Here is a 19,275-nt window from a genome sequence, read left to right as displayed (position 1 = left end):
GCCCTGCCCCGCATCGACGTCCACCCCCACCCCCGCGAGTCGGGGTCCTCCGGTGCGCGAGTCGGGGTTTCCGGGAGCCCGAGTCGTGGGATCGACGAGCCCGAGCCACCCGCGGACGCGCCCGCCTTGATCGTCTACACCTCGGGGACGACGGGCGCGCCCAAGGGCGCGGTGCTCTCCCGGGGTGCGATCGCGGCCAACCTCGACGCGCTGGCCGACGCCTGGGCCTGGACCGGCGCCGACCGGCTGGCCCACGCGCTGCCGCTGTTCCACGTCCACGGCCTCGTGCTCGGCGTGCTCGGGCCGCTGCGCCGCGGTGGCTCCCTGCACCATCTCGGCGGACTCGACGCGGCCGGGCTGGCCGCGGCCGTCGACGCGGGCGCGACCATGGTGTTCGGCGTCCCCACCCAGTACCACCGGCTCGCCGACGAGCTCGCCGGCGACCCGGAGCCGGCCGCGACGATCGGCCGGGCCCGGCTGCTGGTCTCCGGTTCGGCCGCACTCACCGCCGTCGACCACGCCCGGATCGAGAAGGCGACCGGGCTCGCCGTCCGGGAACGCTACGGGCTCACCGAGACGCTCATCCTCACCGCGGCCCGCGCCGACTCCGATCCGGAGCCCGGAACGGTCGGACGGCCGGTGCCCGGCACCGAGGTCCGGCTCGCTCCGCTGCCCGACGCCGCCGGTGACGAGGCCCTGGGCGCGGTCGAGGTCCGCGGACCCGGCCTGTTCTCCGGCTACCTCAACCGGCCGGATGCGACCGAGGCCGCCCGCACTCCCGACGGCTGGTTCGCCACCGGCGACATCGGACGGTGGACGGAGTCGGGCGCGCTCGCCCTGGTCGGCCGGAAATCCACCGACCTGATCAAGTCCGGCGGCTACAAGATCGGTGCCGGGGAGATCGAGAACGCGCTGCTGGAACATCAGGGCGTCGCCGAGGCGGCCGTGATCGGGGTCCCCGACGAGGATCTCGGTGAACGGATCGTCGCTTTCGTCGTTCCGGCCGGGGACGCGCCGCCGGCCGGAGAGCTGATCGACCACGTGACCGGCCTGCTCGCGCCGCACAAGCGCCCGCGTGAGGTGCGGTTCGTCGACTCGTTGCCGCGCAACGACATGGGCAAGGTGCAGAAGGCCCGACTGCCCCGCTGAGGCCGGTCCCTGCGGTTAACGGCGGCCCGGGATGGGCAATCGGTGCCATGGCGGACACGGCGAACACGACAGCGACGGGCCCGGCGATCACCTACCGCGGACCGGCCGCGGCCGGTTCGCCCCGGCTCGCCGGACTGCCCGGGGTGAAGACCGTGGCCACGGAGCCGCCGCAGGTCCTGGAGACCGAGCGCTGGGACACCGACGATCTGCGTCTCGCCACGGCCGGGATCGAACTCGTGTTGCACCGCGACGACACCTCGGCGCAGTGGCGGCTGCGGCTGCCCGACGGCGACGACACGGAGCTGCTCCGTGTCCCGGCCGTGCTGCCCGATGTGGAGGGCGTGACTCCCGACGGGCCGCCTGCCGGGTTCGACGAGCTGCTGCGCGGGGTGCGACGCGACCGCCCGGTCCGCCCGGTCGGCCGGATCCGGATCGTCCGGGTGACCACGCGGCTGCTCGGTGGGGCCGGCCGGTTGCTGGCCGAGGTGGTGCAGGACGAGGTGACGGTCGCGACGCTCGGCCGCTCGACGAGCCTGGACACCTGGGGTGAGATCGGCGTGCGCCGTGCCGGTGGCGACGACGCCCTGCTCGACGAGCTGCGCGAGCGGGCCCGCGCGATCGGCGCCGTCCCCGCGGCGCCCGGCGCCGACGGGGCGCTGGACCGGGCGCTCCGGCCCGCGCCGGCCCGGCGCCGGCGGACCGGGAAGAAGGGGTCGGCCGGTGCGGTGCTGATGGACTACATCGGTGCCCAGGCCGACCGGATCGCCGAGCAGGACCTGCGGGCCCGCCGGGACGAGCCGGACGCCGTGCACCAGCTACGGGTCGGCGCCCGGCGGCTGCGCAGCGCCGTGCAGGCCTACCGCCCGCTCGTCGAACGTTCCCGCGCCCGCTGGCTGATCGGGGAGCTGCGCTGGCTCGGCCGTGCGCTCGCACCCGCCCGCGACGCGGAGGTCCTCCGTGAGCGGATCACCGACCGGCTCGACCGGACCGATCCCGATCTCGTCCTCGGACCGGTCCGCGCCCGGGTGGCCCGGCACTTCGCCCGGGGGGAGGCGGAGGCACGGGCTGCCGTGCTGGCCGAGCTCGACGGCGAGCGGTACGCGACGCTCCGGGTCGCCATCGACGAACTGCTCGCGGACCCGCCCCTCACCCGCAAGGCCGCTCGGCCGGCTGCGAAGGAGCTGCCGCGGCTGGCCTCGCGGAGCGCGCGCAAGATGGAACGGGCGGTCCGGGAGGCGTTCGAGGCCGATGCGCCGAACCGGGATGCCGCCATCCATACCGTGCGGAAGCGGGGCAAGCGGTTGCGGTACGCCACAGAGGTGGCGCGGCCCGCGGTGGGCGCCGAGGCGAAGCGCTTCGGCCGCGGGCTCAAGGGGATGCAGAAGGCTCTCGGCGAGCACCAGGACACCGTCGTGTCGCGCGGGGCCTTGCGTGACCTGGGTGCCCAGGCCCACGCCGCGGGGGAGAACGGCTTCGCCTTCGGGCTGCTCTACGGCCGGGACGAGGCGGTAGCCCACCGGATCGAGACAGACCTCCCCGAGCTCTGGCGTTCGGCCTGGGCGAAGAAGAACCGCCGCTGGCTCCGCTGAGACCCCGCGAGTCGGGGTCTCCCCGTCCGCGAGTCGCGCTCCCGCCGTCCGCGAGTCGCGGTCTTCATGCGCACGAGTCGCGGTATCTGCGCGGATCTCGGCCCCGCCTCCGCCGGACCGCTACTCATCTCCGAGACGTGGGCCATCAACGAGTGCCCGAGCCGTCCGGCGCCGTGCCCCGGCGAGGGAACGGTGGCACGATCACGTCCGTGACCGACCCCCGAGACCCGGTGGACGACCTGCGGCGCATCGCGTTCCTGCTCGAACGTGCCCACGAGTCGACCTACCGGGTTCGTGCTTTCCGCACGGCGGCCGCGGTCCTGCGCGGGAAGAAGGCCGACGAGATAGCCGCTCTCACGAGATCCGGCGAGCTGGTCCGGCTCCGTGGGGTCGGGGAGGTGACGGCACGGTGCGTCGCGGAGTCGATCGCCGGCGAGCCCCCGGTCTACCTGCGTCGCCTGGAGGCCACCGAGGGCACGCCGCTCGACGAGGCGGCGAGCGAGCTGCGGGCCGCGTTGCGCGGCGACTGCCACAGCCACACCGACGCCTCCGACGGGGGCTCACCGCTGCGGGAGATGGTGGACACGGCCCGTGAGCTCGGCCATGAGTACCTGGTGATCACCGACCACTCACCACGGCTGACCGTCGCGAACGGGTTGTCCGCGGAGCGCCTGCGGGCGCAGGTCGAGCAGATCGCCGAGCTCAACGCCGAGTTGGCCGACGGGTTCCGGGTGCTCACCGGGATCGAGGTCGACATCCTCGACGACGGTGCGCTCGACCAGGACGAGGATCTGCTCGCCGCGCTGGACGTCGTGGTCGCGAGCGTCCATTCCAAGCTGCGAATGCCGGCCGGTGACATGACCGAGCGGATGCTCGCTGCCATCGCCAACCCGAACGTCGACGTGCTGGGGCACTGCACCGGCCGGATGGTCACCGGCAAGCGCAAGCGCCCGGAGTCGGAGTTCGATGCGAACGCCGTCTTCGAGGCGTGCGCGGAGTACGGCGTGGCCGTCGAGGTGAACTCGCGGCCGGAGCGGCTCGATCCGCCCAAGCGGTTGTTGCGCCTCGCCGTGGAGGCCGGGTGTGAGTTCACCATCGACACCGACGCGCACGCCCCCGGCCAGCTCGACTGGCTCGACTACGGCGTCTCCCGGGCTGTGGCCTGCGGGGTCCCGGCGGATCGGGTGATCAACACCTGGCCGGTGGAACGGGTGCTCGGCAGGCGGTGAGAACGCCCCAGGTCGCGTGATATCGGACTTGAACCGGACATCGACGAGCCGGTGCGCGGGGGACGTGCAGAACCGGGACGAGCGACTCGCGGCTGGTATCACCCCGACTCGCGCGCGAAATGACCGCGACTCGCGCGCGAAATGACCGCGACTCGCGCGCGAAATGACCGCGACTCGCGGGCGGAACTACCGCGACTCGCGGGCGGAACTACCGCGACTCGCGGGTGGGAGGGGCTCCGGTGGCTGGGACGCGGCTGAGACGGGGGAGCCGGGCGGGGTCGTGCCTGATCCCTGCTCGGCGTCGTCCCTCGGCACCCGCTCGGCTGATCGACAGCTTCGATCAGCCGCCGCTGACGGCGCGCACGGCGGAGACGAGCGCCTCGCCGCCGCCGAGCCGCGGATCGTTGTGGCCGGCTCCCCGGACCTCCAGCGTGCCGCGGGGCGAGGGCGCCGCCGACGCCACCGCGCGGCTCTGCTCGGCCGGGACGATCTCGTCGTGCTCACCGAGCACCACCGCGACGGGCACCCGCACGTCGCGGAGTCGTTCCCGCACCTCGTAGCGATCCCGCAGCAGCGCACGCACGGGCAGGAACGGGTAGTGCAGTACCGCGACGTCGGCCAGGCTCGTGAACGGGCTGCGCAGCACGAGACCGCCCACGGGTCGTTCGGTGGCCAGCCGGGTCGCCACCGCCGCGCCCAGGCTCTCGCCGAGCAGCAGCACCTGCTCGGGCGCGAGGCCATGATGGTCGACCAGGTACCGGTGCGCCGCCCGTGCGTCTGCGGCGAGGCCCTCCTCGGTCGGGCTGCCCGGGTTGCCGCCGTAACCGCGGTAGTCCAGCAGCAGCACGCCGTACCCGTCGGCGGCCAGACGCTGTGCCAGGGGAGCGCGGTCGGCACGGGTGCCGGCGTTGCCGGGTGCGAACAGCACGGTCCGGTCCCGGTCCGGGCCGCTTGCCGGCAGCAGCCAGGCGCGCAGTGTCAGCCCGTCCTCGGTCTCCACGGCGACCTCGCGTGCGCCGGGCAGCACCGTGGCCACGGGCGGCACGTCCCCGCCGGGCAGGTAGATCAACCGTCGCTGGAACCCCCACGCCAGTGCGGTCACGACCGCGATGACGACGCCGGTGATCAGCGCGACGCGCAGTGCCGGGCTCACGGTTGGGCCAACTCGAAGTCGGCGAAGTCGAAACCCGGCGAGACCACGCAGCTGACCAGCGCAGGCTCGTCGCCGAGGAGCCGGGCCGTCTGCCACTGGCCGGCCGGCACTTCGAGCTGGGGGAGCGACGGTGGCGCGGCACCGGTGGGGCCGAGCCGGTGCACGCTGCCCGGCGCCGGGGTCGGTCCAGGACCGCCGAGTGACAGGGCGACCGACGACCCGCCGTGCCAGAGCCACAGCTCGGTCGAGCGCACCCGGTGCCACCGTGACTCCCCGTCGAGCAGGTAGAGGATCGCCGTGGCGCTGGGTCGCGGTCCGTAGTCGGTGTCGATCAGGACCGGCGATGTCCAGGTGCGCCGATACCAGCCGCCCTCGGGGTGACTGACCAGGTGGAGTGCGGTCGCGAGTGGGGGCGTGTCCACCCGCTGAGTGTCGCGGTTGAGGTCCGAGACCGACACTCCGGGTGACGCGGAATGATCACGGAGTGCTGCCGAACCGCGCGATGCTGCCGAGTGTGATCTCGTTGGGGTGGCACTCGAACGGGTTGTTGATCTCGGTCTCGCTCACGATCTGCGGTGAAATGGGGACGCGGCTGAGACAGGAGTGACGGGGGTGACGGTTGTGTGCAGGCTGGTCACGTCCCCGTCCGCCGGCCCGGCCACGACGGGCGCGCACCCGTCTCCATAGCTCGTGAGCGGCGGGCGGCGAAAGGATCTGGGGCCGTCGGCCGCCGCTCACGAACCCCCGTGCGCGGTGAGTGGTGCTCGGACGCCGCTCACCGCGCACATCCAACCGGCGGCGTCAGGCGCCGGCGGCCCGCGCCGCGCCTTCGCCGGTGGCCAGTTCGGCAGCGGTCGGAGGGTCCGCCCCCCGGCGCGAGCAGGTGATCGCGGCGGCGGCGACGGCGCCGTCCAGCACGGCCTCGAGGGTGGCGGCGTCGATCGCTCGCAGGGCGGGCCGCGCGGCCGCGCCGAGCAGACCTCTGCGGTGCAATCCGGCGAGCAGTGCGGCAGAGAAGGTGTCGCCGGCGCCGACCGTGTCCACCACCTCCACCGGCCGCCCGGACCGCCGGGCCCGGAACCCCGAGCCGCTTCCGGCCACGACGCCGTCCGCGCCCAGGGTGACGGCGACGATCGCCGGCCCGCGGCCCAGCCAGTCCTCGACCACCGCTTCCGGGGTCGCGCCCGGGAGCAGCCAGTGCAGGTCCTCGGCGCTGACTTTGACCACGTCGGCGATCGCCAGCAGCTCATGAACCCCGACCAGCACGTCGGCCGGGTCGCCCATGAGCAACGGCCGGCAGTTCGGGTCGTAGCTGATCGTGGCGGTCGGTCTGGCGCGTGCCAGGAGCTCGCGTAACGCGGCCGCTCCGGGCGGCATGGTCAGTGCCAGCGAGCCGGAGTGCACCGCGAGCACCGCACCGAGCACGCCCGGATCGAGGGCGTCGGCCAGTTCGGCGGCCGTCCATTGCCAGTCGGCCGTGCCGCTGATCCGGAAGTCGTAACTGGCCCCGCCGTCGGGTCCGACCGACACCAGTGCCAGCGACGTCGGTTCCGCGGCCGCGACGACGTGTCCGAGATCGACCCCGTTGCCCTCCAGATGCGCGCGCAGTCTGCGGCCGAGCAGGTCGTCGGCGATCCGGGCGAGCAGCCGGGCCGGGACCCCGAGCCGGGCCAGTCCGACGGCGACGTTCGCCGGGCTCCCGCCGGGTGCCAGTTCGAAGTAGCCGCCGACGGGTGCCGGCACGACGTCGACCAATGCCTCGCCGGCGACCGCGACGACTCCGGGGATTCCGCCGGGATCCGTCATCGCCGGACCGCCGCCGTCGCCGTGCTCAGCTCGATCATCGCCCGGTTCCTCCTCGTCGTGGGACCGGTGACCATGCTGGACGGCCGGGGGCGCGACCGCTAGCCGCGGACGGCTGCGTCGAGGTTGGCCAGTACCCCGTCGTAGATCCGCTTGAGGCCCTTGGGGGCGAAGGCGCGCTCGAAGAAGCCGCCGATGCCGCCGGCGCCGTTCCACCTCGTGGTGATGGTGACGGTGCTGGCGGCGTCACCTGCGGGGGTCACCGTCCAGGTCGTGACCATGCTCGAGTTCATGTCGCGCTCGACCAGCTGGTCCGGGGCCGGCTGGGTGACCTCGGCCAGCACGTCGCGCACCCGCTTCTGGGTGGCGCTGAGCTTCCAGTGCACCGTCGTGCCGGCGCCCTGGCCGCCGCTGCGAACGGCGTAGTCGCTGTAGTGCTCGGTGAGGATCGTGGGACGGGTCGTCTCGTAGTCGGCGACGGCCGCGCGCACCCGGTCGGCCGGGGCGTTGACGACACGTTCCGCACTGGCGGTTACCTGAGCCATGCCGCCATCCTGCCGCCCGGACCCGGCGCGATGATCGGTGGGCGGGCATCGTGATAGGTGTTTGCCGTGAAGGGCAGGAAGATCCCGGTCGTCGTCCTTGCCGGGTTTCTCGGCTCCGGTAAGACCACGTTGCTGAACCACCTGCTCGCGAACAGCCTGGACGTGCGCATCGGTGTCATCGTCAACGACTTCGGCAGTATCGGGATCGACGCAATGCTGGTCGGCGGGCAGGCCGATGCGATGGTGTCGTTGGGCAACGGCTGCCTGTGCTGCGAGGTCGGCGAGGGCGGGGTCGCGGCGCTGCTCGACCAGCTTGCGGATGCAGATGCCGAGATCGATGTGATCGTCGTCGAGGCCAGCGGGATCGCCGAGCCGGGCACGCTGGTCCAGCTCGTGCTGAGCTGCGAGAACCCGCGGATCACGTTCGGTGGGCTGGTCGAGGTCGTCGACGCCGCGGAGGTGGAGGACACCCGGGCCCGCCACCCCGAGCTCGACAGGCATCTGGCTCTCGCTGACCTGCTCGTGCTGAACAAGATCGACCGGGTGGACGCCGCCGCCCACGAGCGGGCGCTGGCGCTGTGCCGGCGGGTGAACGACCGTGCTCCCGTGGTGTCGACCCGGCACGGGGTGGTCGATCCGCGCCTGCTGTTCGACATCCGGACCGTCGCGGGCCGGCAGCTGATGCTCGGCCAGGCGCGCGATCACCACGACGACGGCGACCACGCCGGCCACCTGCACGCCGGCTACGAGAGCGTCGAGTTCGTCACCGATGAACCCCTCGATCCGCGCCGGTTCGTCGAGTTCCTCGACTCCCGCCCCGGCGGCGTCTATCGGATCAAGGGTTTCGTCCACTTCGGAGACTCCAGGTACCGGCAGCGGTTCACCCTGCACGCGGTGGGTCGCTATCTGCGGTTCGACCGCTCCGGGTGGAGGCGCGGCGAGCCCCGCAGGACCCAGCTCGTGCTGATCGGATCCGGTGTCGAGCCGGCCCGTCTCGTTGCCGCCCTGCGCGCTTGTGTCCGGACCGGACCGGCCGATCCGGACGCCATGCTGGCGGTGCTGCGGTACTCGTTCGAGGGCTGAAGGAACCGGCATCGGACCCGGTAGGCGTGCGCATGCACGGCCTAAACGTGATCTGGATCGCAGTCGTGGCGTGACACGTCGTAACCGGTAACGCTCACCTCCCCGCGCCGCGATGATCGCGGTGTGACCCCTGCCGGGGCGCCGACCGGACCGGTCGAGCATGACGCGAGACAGAGCAAGGACCGATGGAAGAGTTCGTCAAGGGCGCCCCGGCGCTCCGCCTGCCGACGCTGATCCGCACCGCCGACGGATACCGGGTCTTCGATCCGGAGCTCGTCGAGGGAACCCAGTACTCGATCGACGACCGGGGCACATTGGTCTACAACCGGCTCCCCGCCGGTACCACCATCGGTGTCGTCCTCGCCTGCGCCGTCGCCATGGCGGTCACCCTCGGCGGCGGTGGCTGGGGCTGGATGGCGATGTGGTTCGTCCTCGGCCTCCCGGCGGGCGTGGTCGTGGCCGGGATGCTGATCGGCGGGATCCATCTGGTCAACAGCCCGGAGCGGCGCTACCGGCAGCGGACCGGTAGCTCGGAGTTCTCGATCGACGTGCGTGACCGCGGCTCGGCCGCCTGGCGGTTGTGCGAGACGGCGGAGACCATCGCGGCCACCAGGGCGTGGTCGTCGGGGGCGGTCGACCGGCAGCGGTCGGTGCCGAGGATGCTGTGGTCGGCCGTCCGTGGTCTCCACGACGAGGTGGCGGACGGCGGCGTCGGTGACCAGCTCGGGGCCGTCGAGGGCGCGCTCGCCGAGATCGCCGCGGCGGCCGCGGAGCGTGACAGGTCGAGCCCCGGGCACCGCCCTCTCGGGGGAACCTCCGCACGAGCGGCGTGACCTGCCGTCCGGTCGCCCCGGATGGTTCCGGCGCGGCCTTCCGCGTCAGGCGAACTCCTGCAGCAACAGGGCCCGGTACTCGTTGGGGAGCTGCGCGACGACGTCGTTGAACTCCTTGTCGCCGATCGTCTCGTGCAGAACGGCGAACACGATCCGGGCGTGCCGCAGGGCCTCGTCCTTCGTGACCCGTTCCCGCCGGGCGATCTCCTCCAGGAACTCGTCCAGCGACATCGACATGCCACGGGCCTCGCTACGGCTCATCCCCCGGCGCAACGCCGGTCGCAGCTCCCTGGGTACCAGCGGGATCAGGTCCTCGACCTGTCCACCGGTGATCCGCATGGCAAGGGTCTCGAGCACGGTCTCGGCCGCCGGCCGCGCGTGCTCGGGACCGAGGCCGCGGCGGGCGACGCGATCGAGGAACTCCTGCGCCGACATCCGCGCCGGTGGTAGCTCGTCGTAGAGGGGCGGTTTCGTGGCGAGGTCCACTGCTTCGTCGAGCAGCGGCTGGAAGTCCTCGGGCAGCTCCGAGCGCATGTCGAAGAACTCCTTGGCACCCACGGCGCTCCACAGCGCGGCGAACATCCCGCGGGCGATCTTCTCGGCCGCCGGCCGGTCTGTCGCGGCCTCCTGCTCGATGCGCTGGAGGAATTCGTCGAGGCTGATCTTCGACCGGGGCCCTTCGTGCTGCAGGCACGAACGCAGTCGGTCGGGAACCCGCCCGGCGAGGTCGGCCGCCTCGCCTTTCGAGATGCGCTGCGCCAGCGTCTGCAGAGCGGGGCAGACGACGCGTTCGGCCTGCTCATCCGCGATGCCCGCCACCTGCTGGACGATCGTGATGAAGTCCTGGTAGTCCATGCCACTCCTCGGCTTCCGATGCCGCTGGTGGTTGTAGGTGCCCCGGACGGGGCCGTTGATGCGGCGAGGGTGGACTTGTTTGGGGCGCCGGGGCCGCGCTCCACCGGCTGAACGAGCATGGCGAGATCATGACGACCTCGCCGAGATCCGGCTTCTTCGCCCGCGGCACCGTTTCGAGCCCTGCGAGGTACGTGGTGTGACCGAACCGGATGAAATCGTGGTCCACGATGGCGCCGCGCGAGATCGGGCCGCCCGAGGATCGAACGAGCTCGCCGGGCATGTTCGGCCTCCTGCCACCTCGTCGCCGGTGAACCGGCATCGTCGCGTGGCTCATGGGTGACCGGAGCGCGCTGGCCACGGTGGATCGAGATGCCCGGAATTCTGCTGGGACTCGGCTCAGATACCGGCGCCGGTCGTAGAACCGGGTGAGGATGGCGGACGACCGGAAGATCGTGCTGAGCACGTTCCACGTCGATCGAGGGCGGGCCCGGGGAGGGCGTCGCGCGTACTCCCAACTGATGCTGGCCGGTTGCTCGCCGGCCCGGCCGCCGTCAGCGATGCAGCAAGCGGGGCCGAGGCCGGCGAGCACGCGTGGTTCGTCCTCAACGGGCCACGTATCGACCGCGATCGGTATGACCGCGACCAATTGCACGGGTCATTCGCCGGAACGGGTCGTCCCATGCCGGTCGTGGACCGTCCGGCCGCGGGCCAGGGCATTCCCGCCGGGCCGTCCCGAACCAAGTCCTGTCACTGATTGATGGGCGCCGATCCGGCTGCCGGCTTCGCCTGGTCGGACTGCGGGGCGTGGTCCGCGATCTCGTCGAGTACCAGGTCGGCAGCGATCGGGCCGATTCCGAGGTACCACAGGTCGTCGGACACCTCGTGGGCACGACCGGCGGCGACCGCCGGCACCTTCGGCCACAGCGGGCCACCGACGACCTGCTCCTGGCCGGAGCGCCCGCCGTCGCCGAATGCGGCGTAGAAGAGGAGGTCGGCGTCGGACTGGGCGATCTGCTCGGGGCTGATCTCGACGAAGGTCTTGTCGACCTGCTGCGCCGGCGGTCGGGCGAACCCGGCATCGGCCAGCACGGTGCCGATGAACGAACCGCGCCCGTAGAGCCGCACGGTGCCGGGGTTGAACCGCACCATGCTGACGGTGACGGCGGCCGGATCACCGAAGCGCCGGCCGGTCTCCGTCGCCTTGCTCCGGTAGTCGGCGAGTACCCGCGCCGCCTGCTCGGAACGGCCCAGCGCCGTTCCGGCGAGCTCGAGGTTCTCCCGCCATGCCACCCCGACCTTCTCGGCGAACACGGTCGGGGCGATGCGGCTCAGCGCCGGGTAGAGCGCCTCGTGCCGAGCCTTGTTGGACAGGATGAGGTCGGGGCGCAGTGCGGCGATCGCCTCCAGGTTCGGCTCGCCGATGGTGCCCACGACCTGGACGTCGCGGGTGCGGTCGGCCAGGTAGGACTGCAGCCCGCCGTTCGCGTCCGCGGCAACGGCGCCGATCGGGGTGACCCCGAGCGCGAGCACGGAGTCGAGCTCACCGGTGTCGAGCACGACGACCCGCTGCGGCGTCCCGATGATCTCGGTCGTCCCCATGGCGTGCTGGACGGTTCGCGTTGCGGCCGTCGGTGATTCCGGGGAGTTCGACGTGGGGCTCCCACACGCGGCGAGGGCGAGGGCGAGCAGGCCCACCACCGTCGCGCGGAGTCGACGTCCGTGCACTGTTCCTCCAAAGTTAGGCAAACCTGCCCTGAGTGAGGGAATGCTACGTAGTCGGGGGGCGAACCGGAAGCACCCGCGGTGCCGCCGGCGCGGCAGCGCGGGTCCGACTCCGGGTGGTCGATCATCGGATCGCCGGCCGCGCCGCGGACCTACTCGGGTCCGTGCTGGGTGATCGCAGCCCTGCCGTCGACCGGTCGCGCATCGAGGAGGTGGCTGACCGGCCACCTCGCGATCAAGAACCCGTTCCTCGCGTCCTGAGTCAAGGTCCGATCGTTCGGACGCGCTCCGGCAGAGGGTGGGGCATTGGGTGGACGGATCGTGATCGCGAGCGCTGGTCAGCGCTCTGACCAGCGGATGGGTGCCCCCGGCAAGATTCGAACCTGCGACCTAGCGACGCCGTAGGCGCCCTGTACTCCGCCACTGCGACGTGGAGGATGACGGGCCAGAGGGGGCCGATCAGCACGCTTCTTCGAGCTTGACCGCTCCGAAGTCAATCGTCGTGCTGGTCGTGATGGTCTCACCGGGCGCGACGCTCTGCGAGCAAACCTTCCAGTTCCTGTCCAATACTTGCTGCCGTGCAGCGCCAGTCGCGTCGTGTGACGTCGTAACAGCGATGCCGAAACTGGTGAGCCGCTGGATCGTGTCCTGCGCTTCTTGGAGGTTCGACCCGACGAGGTCGGGCATGATCCAGCTCGACTGCACGGGCGCGGCAGTGGGTGGCGCGGCGGTGGGTGGCGCGGCGGTGACGACTGGCGGTGCTGTGGCAGCCGGAGCTGCTGGCGCGGACGACTGACCTGATTGTTGTCCTGGCGAGGCTCCACAGGCAGCGATGCTGAAGGCGACGGCTGCAACGCCGATAGCGGTGAGTGTGCGGTGGGTCACGCCCTGTATGTCGTGGTTGCCTGATTCGTGTTACAGGTGATCCCCGGCCGGCCCGGCCCGCCGGGAGCGGAGCGGCAAGGCGGGTCCGGGGCCGGCGGCGGAGCGCGCCCTTGATCCATAAGAGGTCGCTCTGGCAGTGCACATGAGTGTCGACTCCGGCATCGCAGGACCCACGCTCGAGCCCGGCGGCCACGTCTGCGGAGTTTTCGGACAGTGGAGGAACGCGACGGATCATGGCGTCGTTCTTCCGCGCCGGTCCGTTGGCCGGTGATCGGTCCGTGGTGGTGGTCGACGCGGGCGCCGTGCTGAGTCGAGTCGGTTCCCCTCGGAGATCACGCACTGGCGGCGAACGGGCCTGCTCGACGTCGGCAGTTCGGCCGCGCCCTCCCACACGCGCAAGGACTCGGCCCCCGACGAACTGCCCGGTATGTGGGAGGTGATCGTCGATTCGGGCCGGTCGGGCGGCACTCGCCTGGGCGCGGAGGCGAGCTGTTGGCTGCCCCGGGCAGGACAGGACAGTCTGATCCGCTACGAGAACGAGGTGGCCCGGTACATCCCCGAGCAACTCGTCGTGCTCTGCCTCTACGACCTCAACCGGTTCGGAGCAGGTGTGCTGATCGACGCGATCCGGATGCATCCCCAGGTGATCGTCGGCGCGCAGGTCATCCAGAACCCGTACTACCGGTCGCCCGAACAGTTCGTCGCCGCGCACCCCGGCCCCGTCCGATCGGCCGACCCGACACCGGCGCAGGACGAGATGGCCGAAGCCGGCGTTGGATCCTCCGCCCGTTCGGGTCCAGGCCGGGCCGGTCGTCCGGATCCGACCGTACCCGGCTGGTCACGACGCACTACAGGCTGCTGAGCCTGCCGGGCCTCACCGCCGTGCTCTTTGTCGATCATGTGCCGTGGTTGAGGCACCCGCATGCCCCATCGTCCTTCGTTCGTCTGCGCACATCGGTCCACCCGTTCGGTCCGGGGCGGAGCAGGCATTCGTGCGACAGATCTGGGGGTGAGAAAGAACCACCCCATTTCAGGGGCTGGAGAGGGGGTACAGGTTTCCGTCGCGACTTGTGATGCTTCCCGTCCTGCGGACCTAGGGGTCAGGCCCGCTGCAACCCGAACGAATCTGAGGGGAATCGTTATGGGATTATCGCGGCGCGAATTCATGAAAGCCGGAGTCCTCGGGGGCGCGTCGTTGATTCTCCCCTTGCAGCCGATACTCGTGGCGGCCGCCCGCCGTCGGCTCCCGGAAAGTAAGTTGCCGGCACCTTTCGCCGTCCCCCTGTCGATACCTCCGGTGCTGCCGCCGCTCACGTCCGAGGGCACCACCGACTTCTATGAGATCACGATGAGGGAAGCGGAGGCGGAGATCCTTCCCGGGCGTTCGACGACGATCTTCGGTTACAACGGCATCACCCCGGGTCCGACTCTGAGTGTCCGGCGGGGCCGAACCGTCGTCGTGCGCCAGATCAACGCCCTGCCGCAACGCCACCCGACCCTTCGCTACGAGTGCACGACATCGGTGCACCTGCACGGCAACGCCACACCCCCGCAGTACGACGGATGGGCCGAGGACCTGTCGGCGCCGGGATTCTTCAAGGATTATATCTATCCGAACGATCAGAACGAGCGGACCATGTGGTACCACGACCACGCAGTTCACCACACCGCCGAGAACACCTATATGGGCCTGGCCGGCCTCTACATAACCGACGAAGGGCGAAATATCCCGTTGCCGAGTGGTCGCTACGACGTCCCCCTGGTCGTCCAGGACAAGATATTCGACACAGATGGACAATTCCTGTTCGACGACGACGGGCAGAAGGAATTGATGGGTGACGTCATCCTGGTCAACGGACGTCCCTGGCCGGTGTTGCAGGTCGAGCGTCGCAAGTACCTCTTCCGCATCCTCAACGCCTCGACCTCCCGCGCCTACCGACTGGCGCTGAGCACCGGCGAGCCGTTCACCTTCGTCAGTGGCGACGGGGGCCTGATGCCGGCTCCTCAGCAGGACAAGACGTTCCGCATCGGCGTCGCCGAGCGCTACGGCGTGGTGATCGACTTCGCGAAGTATCCGATCGGTCAGCAGGTGGTGCTGCGCAACCTCGAGTTGAAGAACAACGAGGAATTCCCGTCCACCCGGCAGGTCATGCGGTTCGATGTCGTCAGCGAGGCCGCCGACCTGACCCGCAACGAGGTCCCCGCCGTCCTCAAGCCCGGCGGCGGCCAGGACGACCCCATGGCGCTGCAGCCGTCCCAGGCCCGCCGCACCCGGGACTGGCGCTTCGAGCGAAGGCGGGGTCAATGGGCGATCAACGGCCTGTTCTGGGACCCGCGCCGGATGGACGCGGCCCCGGGCCTGAACGATGTGGAGATCTGGCGCTTCGACAACCACTCCGGCGGATGGTTCCACCCGGTCCACGTCCACCTGATCGATTTCAAGATCCTCGATCGCAACGGCCGGCCCCCGTTCCCCTACGAGAGAGGGCCGAAGGACACCGTGTACGTCGGGGAGGGCGAGGTCGTCCGCCTCATCGGGAAGTTCGGCCCGCACGCTGGGAAGTACATGATGCACTGCCACAACGTCGTTCACGAGGATCACGAAATGATGACCAACTTCGAGGTCGGCAAGGGCGGCCCGGATCCGGTGACCGCCGCGCCGCCGCGCCCGGTGTCGGAGCTACCCGGCCGCCCGCTGTAGTAGCAGGTAACTGGACGCGACAACCCGATAGCGTGATGCGCTTCGCCCAGCTGTTCCCCGGACACGATCTCGCCCGGTGTCGATCCCTGAGGACGCGAGGTAGACGGCGAGGAACTGGTTGGGGTCGTCGAGGTCGACCCCGAGAACGTCGAGGACGCGGTTGATCCGGTAGGCAACGGTGTTGCGGTGCAGGTACAGATGCTGGGCGGTGCGACCGACGGATCGCTTGTTCTCCAGGTAGACCCGCAGGGTCGTGGTGTACTCCTTCTGCTTGTTCGCCCCGAGGGGGTTGCCAACGGCGCGAGCAGGTCGTCGATGCTCTGGCGCACGGAGCTGGACGAGTACCACTCGTGCGACCCGCGGTACCGGCCTCGGCTACTCGTAGGGTCGTGTGGTGCAGCCCGTGGAATGGGCAGAGAGCGTGGCCCGGGATCGACTGGCTGAGGTGTTGGCTCGGCGGTGGGCGCATGTGCAGAACGTCGCGGACCAAGCCGGCAAGCTCTCCTCGAGGCTCGGGGAGGACGCGGAACTGCTACTCGCAGCGGTGTGGCTACATGACGTCGTCTACGCCCCAGAGCCCGGCGGAGACGGGCTTCCATCCGCTTGACGGGGCGCGGTTTCTGCGGCACACGGAATGCGCACGATCACGCCACCGGACTGGGTGATCGAACTGTTGCGTCGTCGTCACAAGGAGTCACACGGTCCGTGGGTGTTCCCCTCGACCAGCTCGAACCTGCGCGACCCGGACAACACGCGCAAGCAGCTGCGCGAGGTCCTGGCCGACACCGAGTGGAAGGGCCTGCACCCGCACGCCTTCCGGCATCTCGTCGCGACTCGGCTCGACGCGGCTGGACTGTCGGCGCGTGAGATCGCTGACTACCTCGGCCACGAACGGGTGTCGATGACCCAGGACGTCTACATGTCGCGGAAGGCCAACGGCGCCAACGCGGCGGCTGCCCTGAACGCGTTCGGCCCACCCGAAAGCGTGGGGTAAACGTGGGGTTGATCTTGCTGGTTGCGCCTGGTCAACGCTGTGACCTGCGGTTGAGTGCCCCCGGCAGGATTCGAACCTGCGACCTAGAGATTCCAAGATCGTGTCCTGGGACGGTGCCACGTGGTGCCGGACAGTGCCGCTGAGCAGCGCGGACACTTCCGGCGGCTATGTGGCACCTGGCGTCGTTGCTGGCCGTTCCAGGTAGGTAAAAGTGGGATGCGATCTTGAAGTGGGCACCTCGGGGGTTCGGCCCACACCTCCCGGGCTCCCTCGTCCTGGCCGCTTTGCTCGTCGCGGTGGTGGTGTCCAGGGTGGCGCAGCCATCGCGTAGCGACGCCGCAGGCGCCCTGTACTCCGCCGGCGCGGCGTGGACGATCCGAGCCAGAGGGGCCATCGCTGGTGTTCTTCCTTGCTCGGCTCAGTCCCCGCATCCTGCGCGCGGTGACGCAGGAAGTTCCTGACAAGCCAGATCTAGGAAATCTTGAGTTCCGCTTGTTAGGCGCGCGTCGTCGACCGCCTCGACCCGAACGGGATCGCGGCTGGGGTTAAGCGAGCGAGGAAGCGCCGCGGCGACGCGTCGGTGAATGTCCCATGCTGCGTCGGAGCCGTAGACGGAGAGATCGTTGATCGCGCCCTGGTACTTGAAGCGAGCTGTCTGCCACTCACCGTATGCCGCAGCCGGTGGCGGGGCATCTGGCGGCAGACTGGCGTAGGAACGCTGCAGATCTCTCGTCTCGTTGGCCAACTCGTTGGCCGCGTCAAGGTACGCGAAGTAGACCGCGGCCTTCTTGTCGCGATCCTCCTTGGCAACCTGCTGGTGACCGACGTAGATCTGTCCCCCGAACGATGCAGCGCTCCCGATCAGGGCGCCGACGAGTGCTCCAATGACGCCCAGCACCGCGACCCGCCACTCGACGGGGCGACCAGGCTCGCGGTGACGACGCGGCCGTGGAGGCCCTGCGTCCGGGGTGTCGGCACCTGGGGTTTCTGTCATGGTCAAGGAAGCTTATCGACGGCCGGTCTGGCCCCCGCCGGTAGCGGAGCGGCAAGGCGGGGAGCCAGGCTGGCGGCGCGCGGAGCGCGCCCTTGATCCATAAGAGATCTACTCGGCAGCGCAGAGCTGGGTGTGTGGCGCCGTTGCTGCCTCAGCTTCCTTCGTCGACTTGCCACTCGTCAGCTGGCCGTAGCGCTCGCACCCGACGTGGCTGAGCTCTGTCGGAACTCCACCGCCTCAGGGAATTCCTCAAAGTGCAGCAGGTCTCCCGTCAGTTCGAGCAGGTGATCTCTCGCTTCAGCTGCAGTTGCGTAGAAGAACTCACGGCGAAGATTTACTCGGTTGACACGTCGGTCGGCTAGGCGCGCATGCATGGCACTTTCAATTCCTACAGCGTCCTGTGAGAAGAACAGCGCATGGACGTCGAACTTGAAGGGGACAGAGGCGTCGCCTAGCTCGCGTACGCGATCCATAGGTTCAAGCCGCCTCGTCATGCCAATTTTGATCATCCGTTCCCCGAACGCTCCAACGTTTGAGATCACGTACACGTATCCGGCCCGGATATTGGCAGCGCGATAGTCCACGTCCTCGATTGCGCGTTCGATCTCGCCGAGCTGCTCACGCAGGCGTTCGGCGCCCTCGATATCGCCCTTGGCGATAAGCGCGTCCATGGCGTTCGTGTAATGCTGCCGCTCCTTTTCGAGGCGCCGCCTCTCGTTTTCTATTTCTTGCTGAACCTTCCGCTCCTCGCGGAGCCGTTCGCGCTCCTCCCGTGCGCGCTCCTTCTCCACCGCTGTCTTGTCCAAGTAATCGGCAGTCAGCTCGAGTTCGGTGATTCGAAGCCGGTGGTAGGGCGCTGAAATGCGGATACTCATGGTCTTGCCAAGTCGCTCGATCGTCTTGGCTACTTTGTCTAGGCGGTCGACCGACGACTGCAACTTGTACGGCTTCATTGCTCGCACGAGGTTGTCTGCTTCAGCGTTGTAGGCTCGAAGCATGAGCTTTGAGTAGTCATTGATCATGGTTCGGCCCTTGGCGGCCGAGCCGTTGACGGTCCACCCCTGGTCGGCCTGAATCGCACCGCCGTCCTTCTTCGCCATCAGCTTGATCTGGTCCTGTAGCCGAGCAAGCTCGGCTTGGTACGCGGCGGCGTCGGTTAAGGGATGGCGGGCCTCGTAGATGCCGACCTCTTGGAGAATGGCGGCCTCCTGGGTCACCACTACAGTTGCCTGCAGCTCTTCAAGATGGCGCTGTACTCGTTCTCGCTCCTGCTGGAGCTGGTGCACCTCGCGGCGCTGCCGTTCGTGTGCGTCCTGGGCTTGCTTCTCCAAGTCCTGTGCCTGTTTGCGCAATTGCTCGGCTAAACGGGCTTCTTACTCGGCTACCTCACGCCGCAGTTCGTCGCGCCGGCGCTCCAGCTCCGCAATTTCGAGAGTTCCCAGTCGGGCCATCTCGTTGCGTAGCTGGGCCACCTCGGTAGCCAGCTCCTTGGCGCGACTCCTGGCCCGGAAGATGGGAATTTTCGGTTCGGGGTCTCCATCCGTACCGCTCGCCTTGGCGGGCGGCGTAGGACCGTGAGGCGCTGGCGGGGGTGCCGACGACTCTTCGTCAACCCAGAACTGCCATCCGGGAGGTGGCGGTCCCCAGGACGGCTGCGGCTGCCACCCGGGTGGTGGTTGCCATCCCGGCTCTGGTTGCGGCCAGTTTGGTGGCACAACGAAGCGTTTCGTCACGGTCCCC

Annotated in this window: 19 protein-coding genes; 9 read left to right on the top strand and 10 right to left on the bottom strand. The window is 69.8% G+C overall.

The annotated features are described in order from the left end of the window. The 3 genes from HF519_RS16825 to HF519_RS16815 form a co-directional block, all read left to right on the top strand. Positions 1-1,149 (top strand): AMP-binding protein (locus HF519_RS16825; RefSeq protein WP_169413903.1); only part of this gene is annotated, 1,149 nt, incomplete at its 5' end. Positions 1,150-1,196: 47 nt separating this feature from the next. Continuing rightward, positions 1,197-2,738 (top strand): CYTH and CHAD domain-containing protein, encoded by a 1,542-nt coding sequence (locus HF519_RS16820; protein WP_169413902.1) that lies wholly within the window; start codon positions 1,197-1,199, stop codon positions 2,736-2,738. A gap of 209 nt (positions 2,739-2,947) precedes the next feature. Next, positions 2,948-3,967, top strand: coding sequence for a PHP domain-containing protein (locus HF519_RS16815; protein WP_169413901.1), 1,020 nt, complete (start codon positions 2,948-2,950; stop codon positions 3,965-3,967). Between the two features lie 340 nt (positions 3,968-4,307). Here HF519_RS16815 and HF519_RS16810 read toward each other — a convergent pair whose 3' ends face one another. From HF519_RS16810 to HF519_RS16795, 4 genes are all read right to left on the bottom strand, one after another. Then, positions 4,308-5,120 carry an alpha/beta hydrolase gene (locus HF519_RS16810; RefSeq protein WP_312860154.1) on the bottom strand — a complete coding sequence of 271 codons (813 nt, stop codon included), beginning with the start codon at positions 5,118-5,120 and terminating at the stop codon, positions 4,308-4,310. Further along, complete coding sequence (locus HF519_RS16805) at positions 5,117-5,542, bottom strand: cupin domain-containing protein (RefSeq protein WP_169413900.1); 426 nt, start codon at positions 5,540-5,542, stop codon at positions 5,117-5,119. The genes HF519_RS16810 and HF519_RS16805 overlap by 4 nt, the downstream gene beginning before the upstream one ends. A 379-nt stretch (positions 5,543-5,921) precedes the next feature. Then, positions 5,922-6,926 (bottom strand): carbohydrate kinase family protein, encoded by a 1,005-nt coding sequence (locus tag HF519_RS16800; protein ID WP_169413899.1) that lies wholly within the window; start codon positions 6,924-6,926, stop codon positions 5,922-5,924. A 98-nt stretch (positions 6,927-7,024) separates the two neighbouring features. After that, positions 7,025-7,468, bottom strand: coding sequence for an SRPBCC family protein (locus HF519_RS16795; RefSeq protein ID WP_169413898.1), 444 nt, complete (start codon positions 7,466-7,468; stop codon positions 7,025-7,027). 66 nt (positions 7,469-7,534) lie between these two features. Between HF519_RS16795 and HF519_RS32940 the strand changes: the two genes are divergently transcribed. Both HF519_RS32940 and HF519_RS16785 read left to right on the top strand, forming a co-directional pair. Continuing rightward, positions 7,535-8,551, top strand: coding sequence for a CobW family GTP-binding protein (locus HF519_RS32940; protein ID WP_169413897.1), 1,017 nt, complete (start codon positions 7,535-7,537; stop codon positions 8,549-8,551). Positions 8,552-8,736: 185 nt separating this feature from the next. Beyond that, on the top strand, positions 8,737-9,384 hold the full coding sequence (locus tag HF519_RS16785) for a hypothetical protein (RefSeq protein ID WP_169413896.1): 648 nt from the start codon (positions 8,737-8,739) through the stop codon (positions 9,382-9,384). A 45-nt stretch (positions 9,385-9,429) separates the two neighbouring features. On the opposite strand, the gene HF519_RS16780 is transcribed toward HF519_RS16785, so the two are convergent. The 3 genes from HF519_RS16780 to HF519_RS30475 all read right to left on the bottom strand — a co-directional run bounded on the left by HF519_RS16780 (position 9,430) and on the right by HF519_RS30475 (position 12,648). Continuing rightward, the gene (locus HF519_RS16780) at positions 9,430-10,239 is read right to left on the bottom strand and encodes a DUF2267 domain-containing protein (protein ID WP_169413895.1); all 810 of its coding nucleotides are present in this window, start codon (positions 10,237-10,239) and stop codon (positions 9,430-9,432) included. 747 nt (positions 10,240-10,986) lie between these two features. After that, entirely contained in the window at positions 10,987-11,838 is an 852-nt protein-coding gene (locus tag HF519_RS16775) for an ABC transporter substrate-binding protein (RefSeq protein WP_246244237.1), read from the bottom strand. A gap of 582 nt (positions 11,839-12,420) precedes the next feature. Then, the gene (locus tag HF519_RS30475; protein ID WP_211170137.1) at positions 12,421-12,648 is read right to left on the bottom strand and encodes a PASTA domain-containing protein; all 228 of its coding nucleotides are present in this window, start codon (positions 12,646-12,648) and stop codon (positions 12,421-12,423) included. A 529-nt stretch (positions 12,649-13,177) separates the two neighbouring features. Here HF519_RS30475 and HF519_RS16765 point away from each other — a divergent pair. Next, positions 13,178-13,708, top strand: a complete 531-nt coding sequence (locus HF519_RS16765) for an MEDS domain-containing protein (protein ID WP_369009252.1) — start codon at positions 13,178-13,180, stop codon at positions 13,706-13,708. A 147-nt stretch (positions 13,709-13,855) separates the two neighbouring features. Next, the gene (locus tag HF519_RS16760; protein ID WP_211170136.1) at positions 13,856-15,547 is read left to right on the top strand and encodes a multicopper oxidase family protein; all 1,692 of its coding nucleotides are present in this window, start codon (positions 13,856-13,858) and stop codon (positions 15,545-15,547) included. On the opposite strand, the gene HF519_RS31465 is transcribed toward HF519_RS16760, so the two are convergent. After that, positions 15,527-15,895: a helix-turn-helix domain-containing protein gene (locus tag HF519_RS31465; RefSeq protein ID WP_169413892.1), complete on the bottom strand. Its 369-nt coding sequence runs from the start codon at positions 15,893-15,895 to the stop codon at positions 15,527-15,529. The two genes, HF519_RS16760 and HF519_RS31465, sit on opposite strands and share 21 nt — an antisense overlap. Before the next feature lie 43 nt (positions 15,896-15,938). Between HF519_RS31465 and HF519_RS16750 the strand changes: the two genes are divergently transcribed. Both HF519_RS16750 and HF519_RS16745 read left to right on the top strand, forming a co-directional pair. Beyond that, positions 15,939-16,154: an HD domain-containing protein gene (locus HF519_RS16750; RefSeq protein ID WP_312860153.1), complete on the top strand. Its 216-nt coding sequence runs from the start codon at positions 15,939-15,941 to the stop codon at positions 16,152-16,154. A gap of 27 nt (positions 16,155-16,181) precedes the next feature. Further along, positions 16,182-16,541: a tyrosine-type recombinase/integrase gene (locus tag HF519_RS16745; RefSeq protein ID WP_169413891.1), complete on the top strand. Its 360-nt coding sequence runs from the start codon at positions 16,182-16,184 to the stop codon at positions 16,539-16,541. Between the two features lie 418 nt (positions 16,542-16,959). Here the strand turns inward: HF519_RS16745 and HF519_RS16740 are convergent, their stop codons facing one another. After that, on the bottom strand, positions 16,960-17,439 hold the full coding sequence (locus tag HF519_RS16740) for a hypothetical protein (RefSeq protein ID WP_169413890.1): 480 nt from the start codon (positions 17,437-17,439) through the stop codon (positions 16,960-16,962). 275 nt (positions 17,440-17,714) lie between these two features. Next, positions 17,715-18,866, bottom strand: a complete 1,152-nt coding sequence (locus HF519_RS16735; protein WP_211170135.1) for an SNIPE associated domain-containing protein — start codon at positions 18,864-18,866, stop codon at positions 17,715-17,717. Positions 18,867-19,275 lie beyond the last annotated feature (409 nt).

This window comes from Pseudonocardia bannensis, assembly GCF_012911875.1.
Lineage (GTDB): Bacteria > Actinomycetota > Actinomycetes > Mycobacteriales > Pseudonocardiaceae > Pseudonocardia > Pseudonocardia bannensis.
Note: the sequence above shows the minus strand (reverse complement) of the source record. Positions and strands in the feature narration are given on the sequence as shown.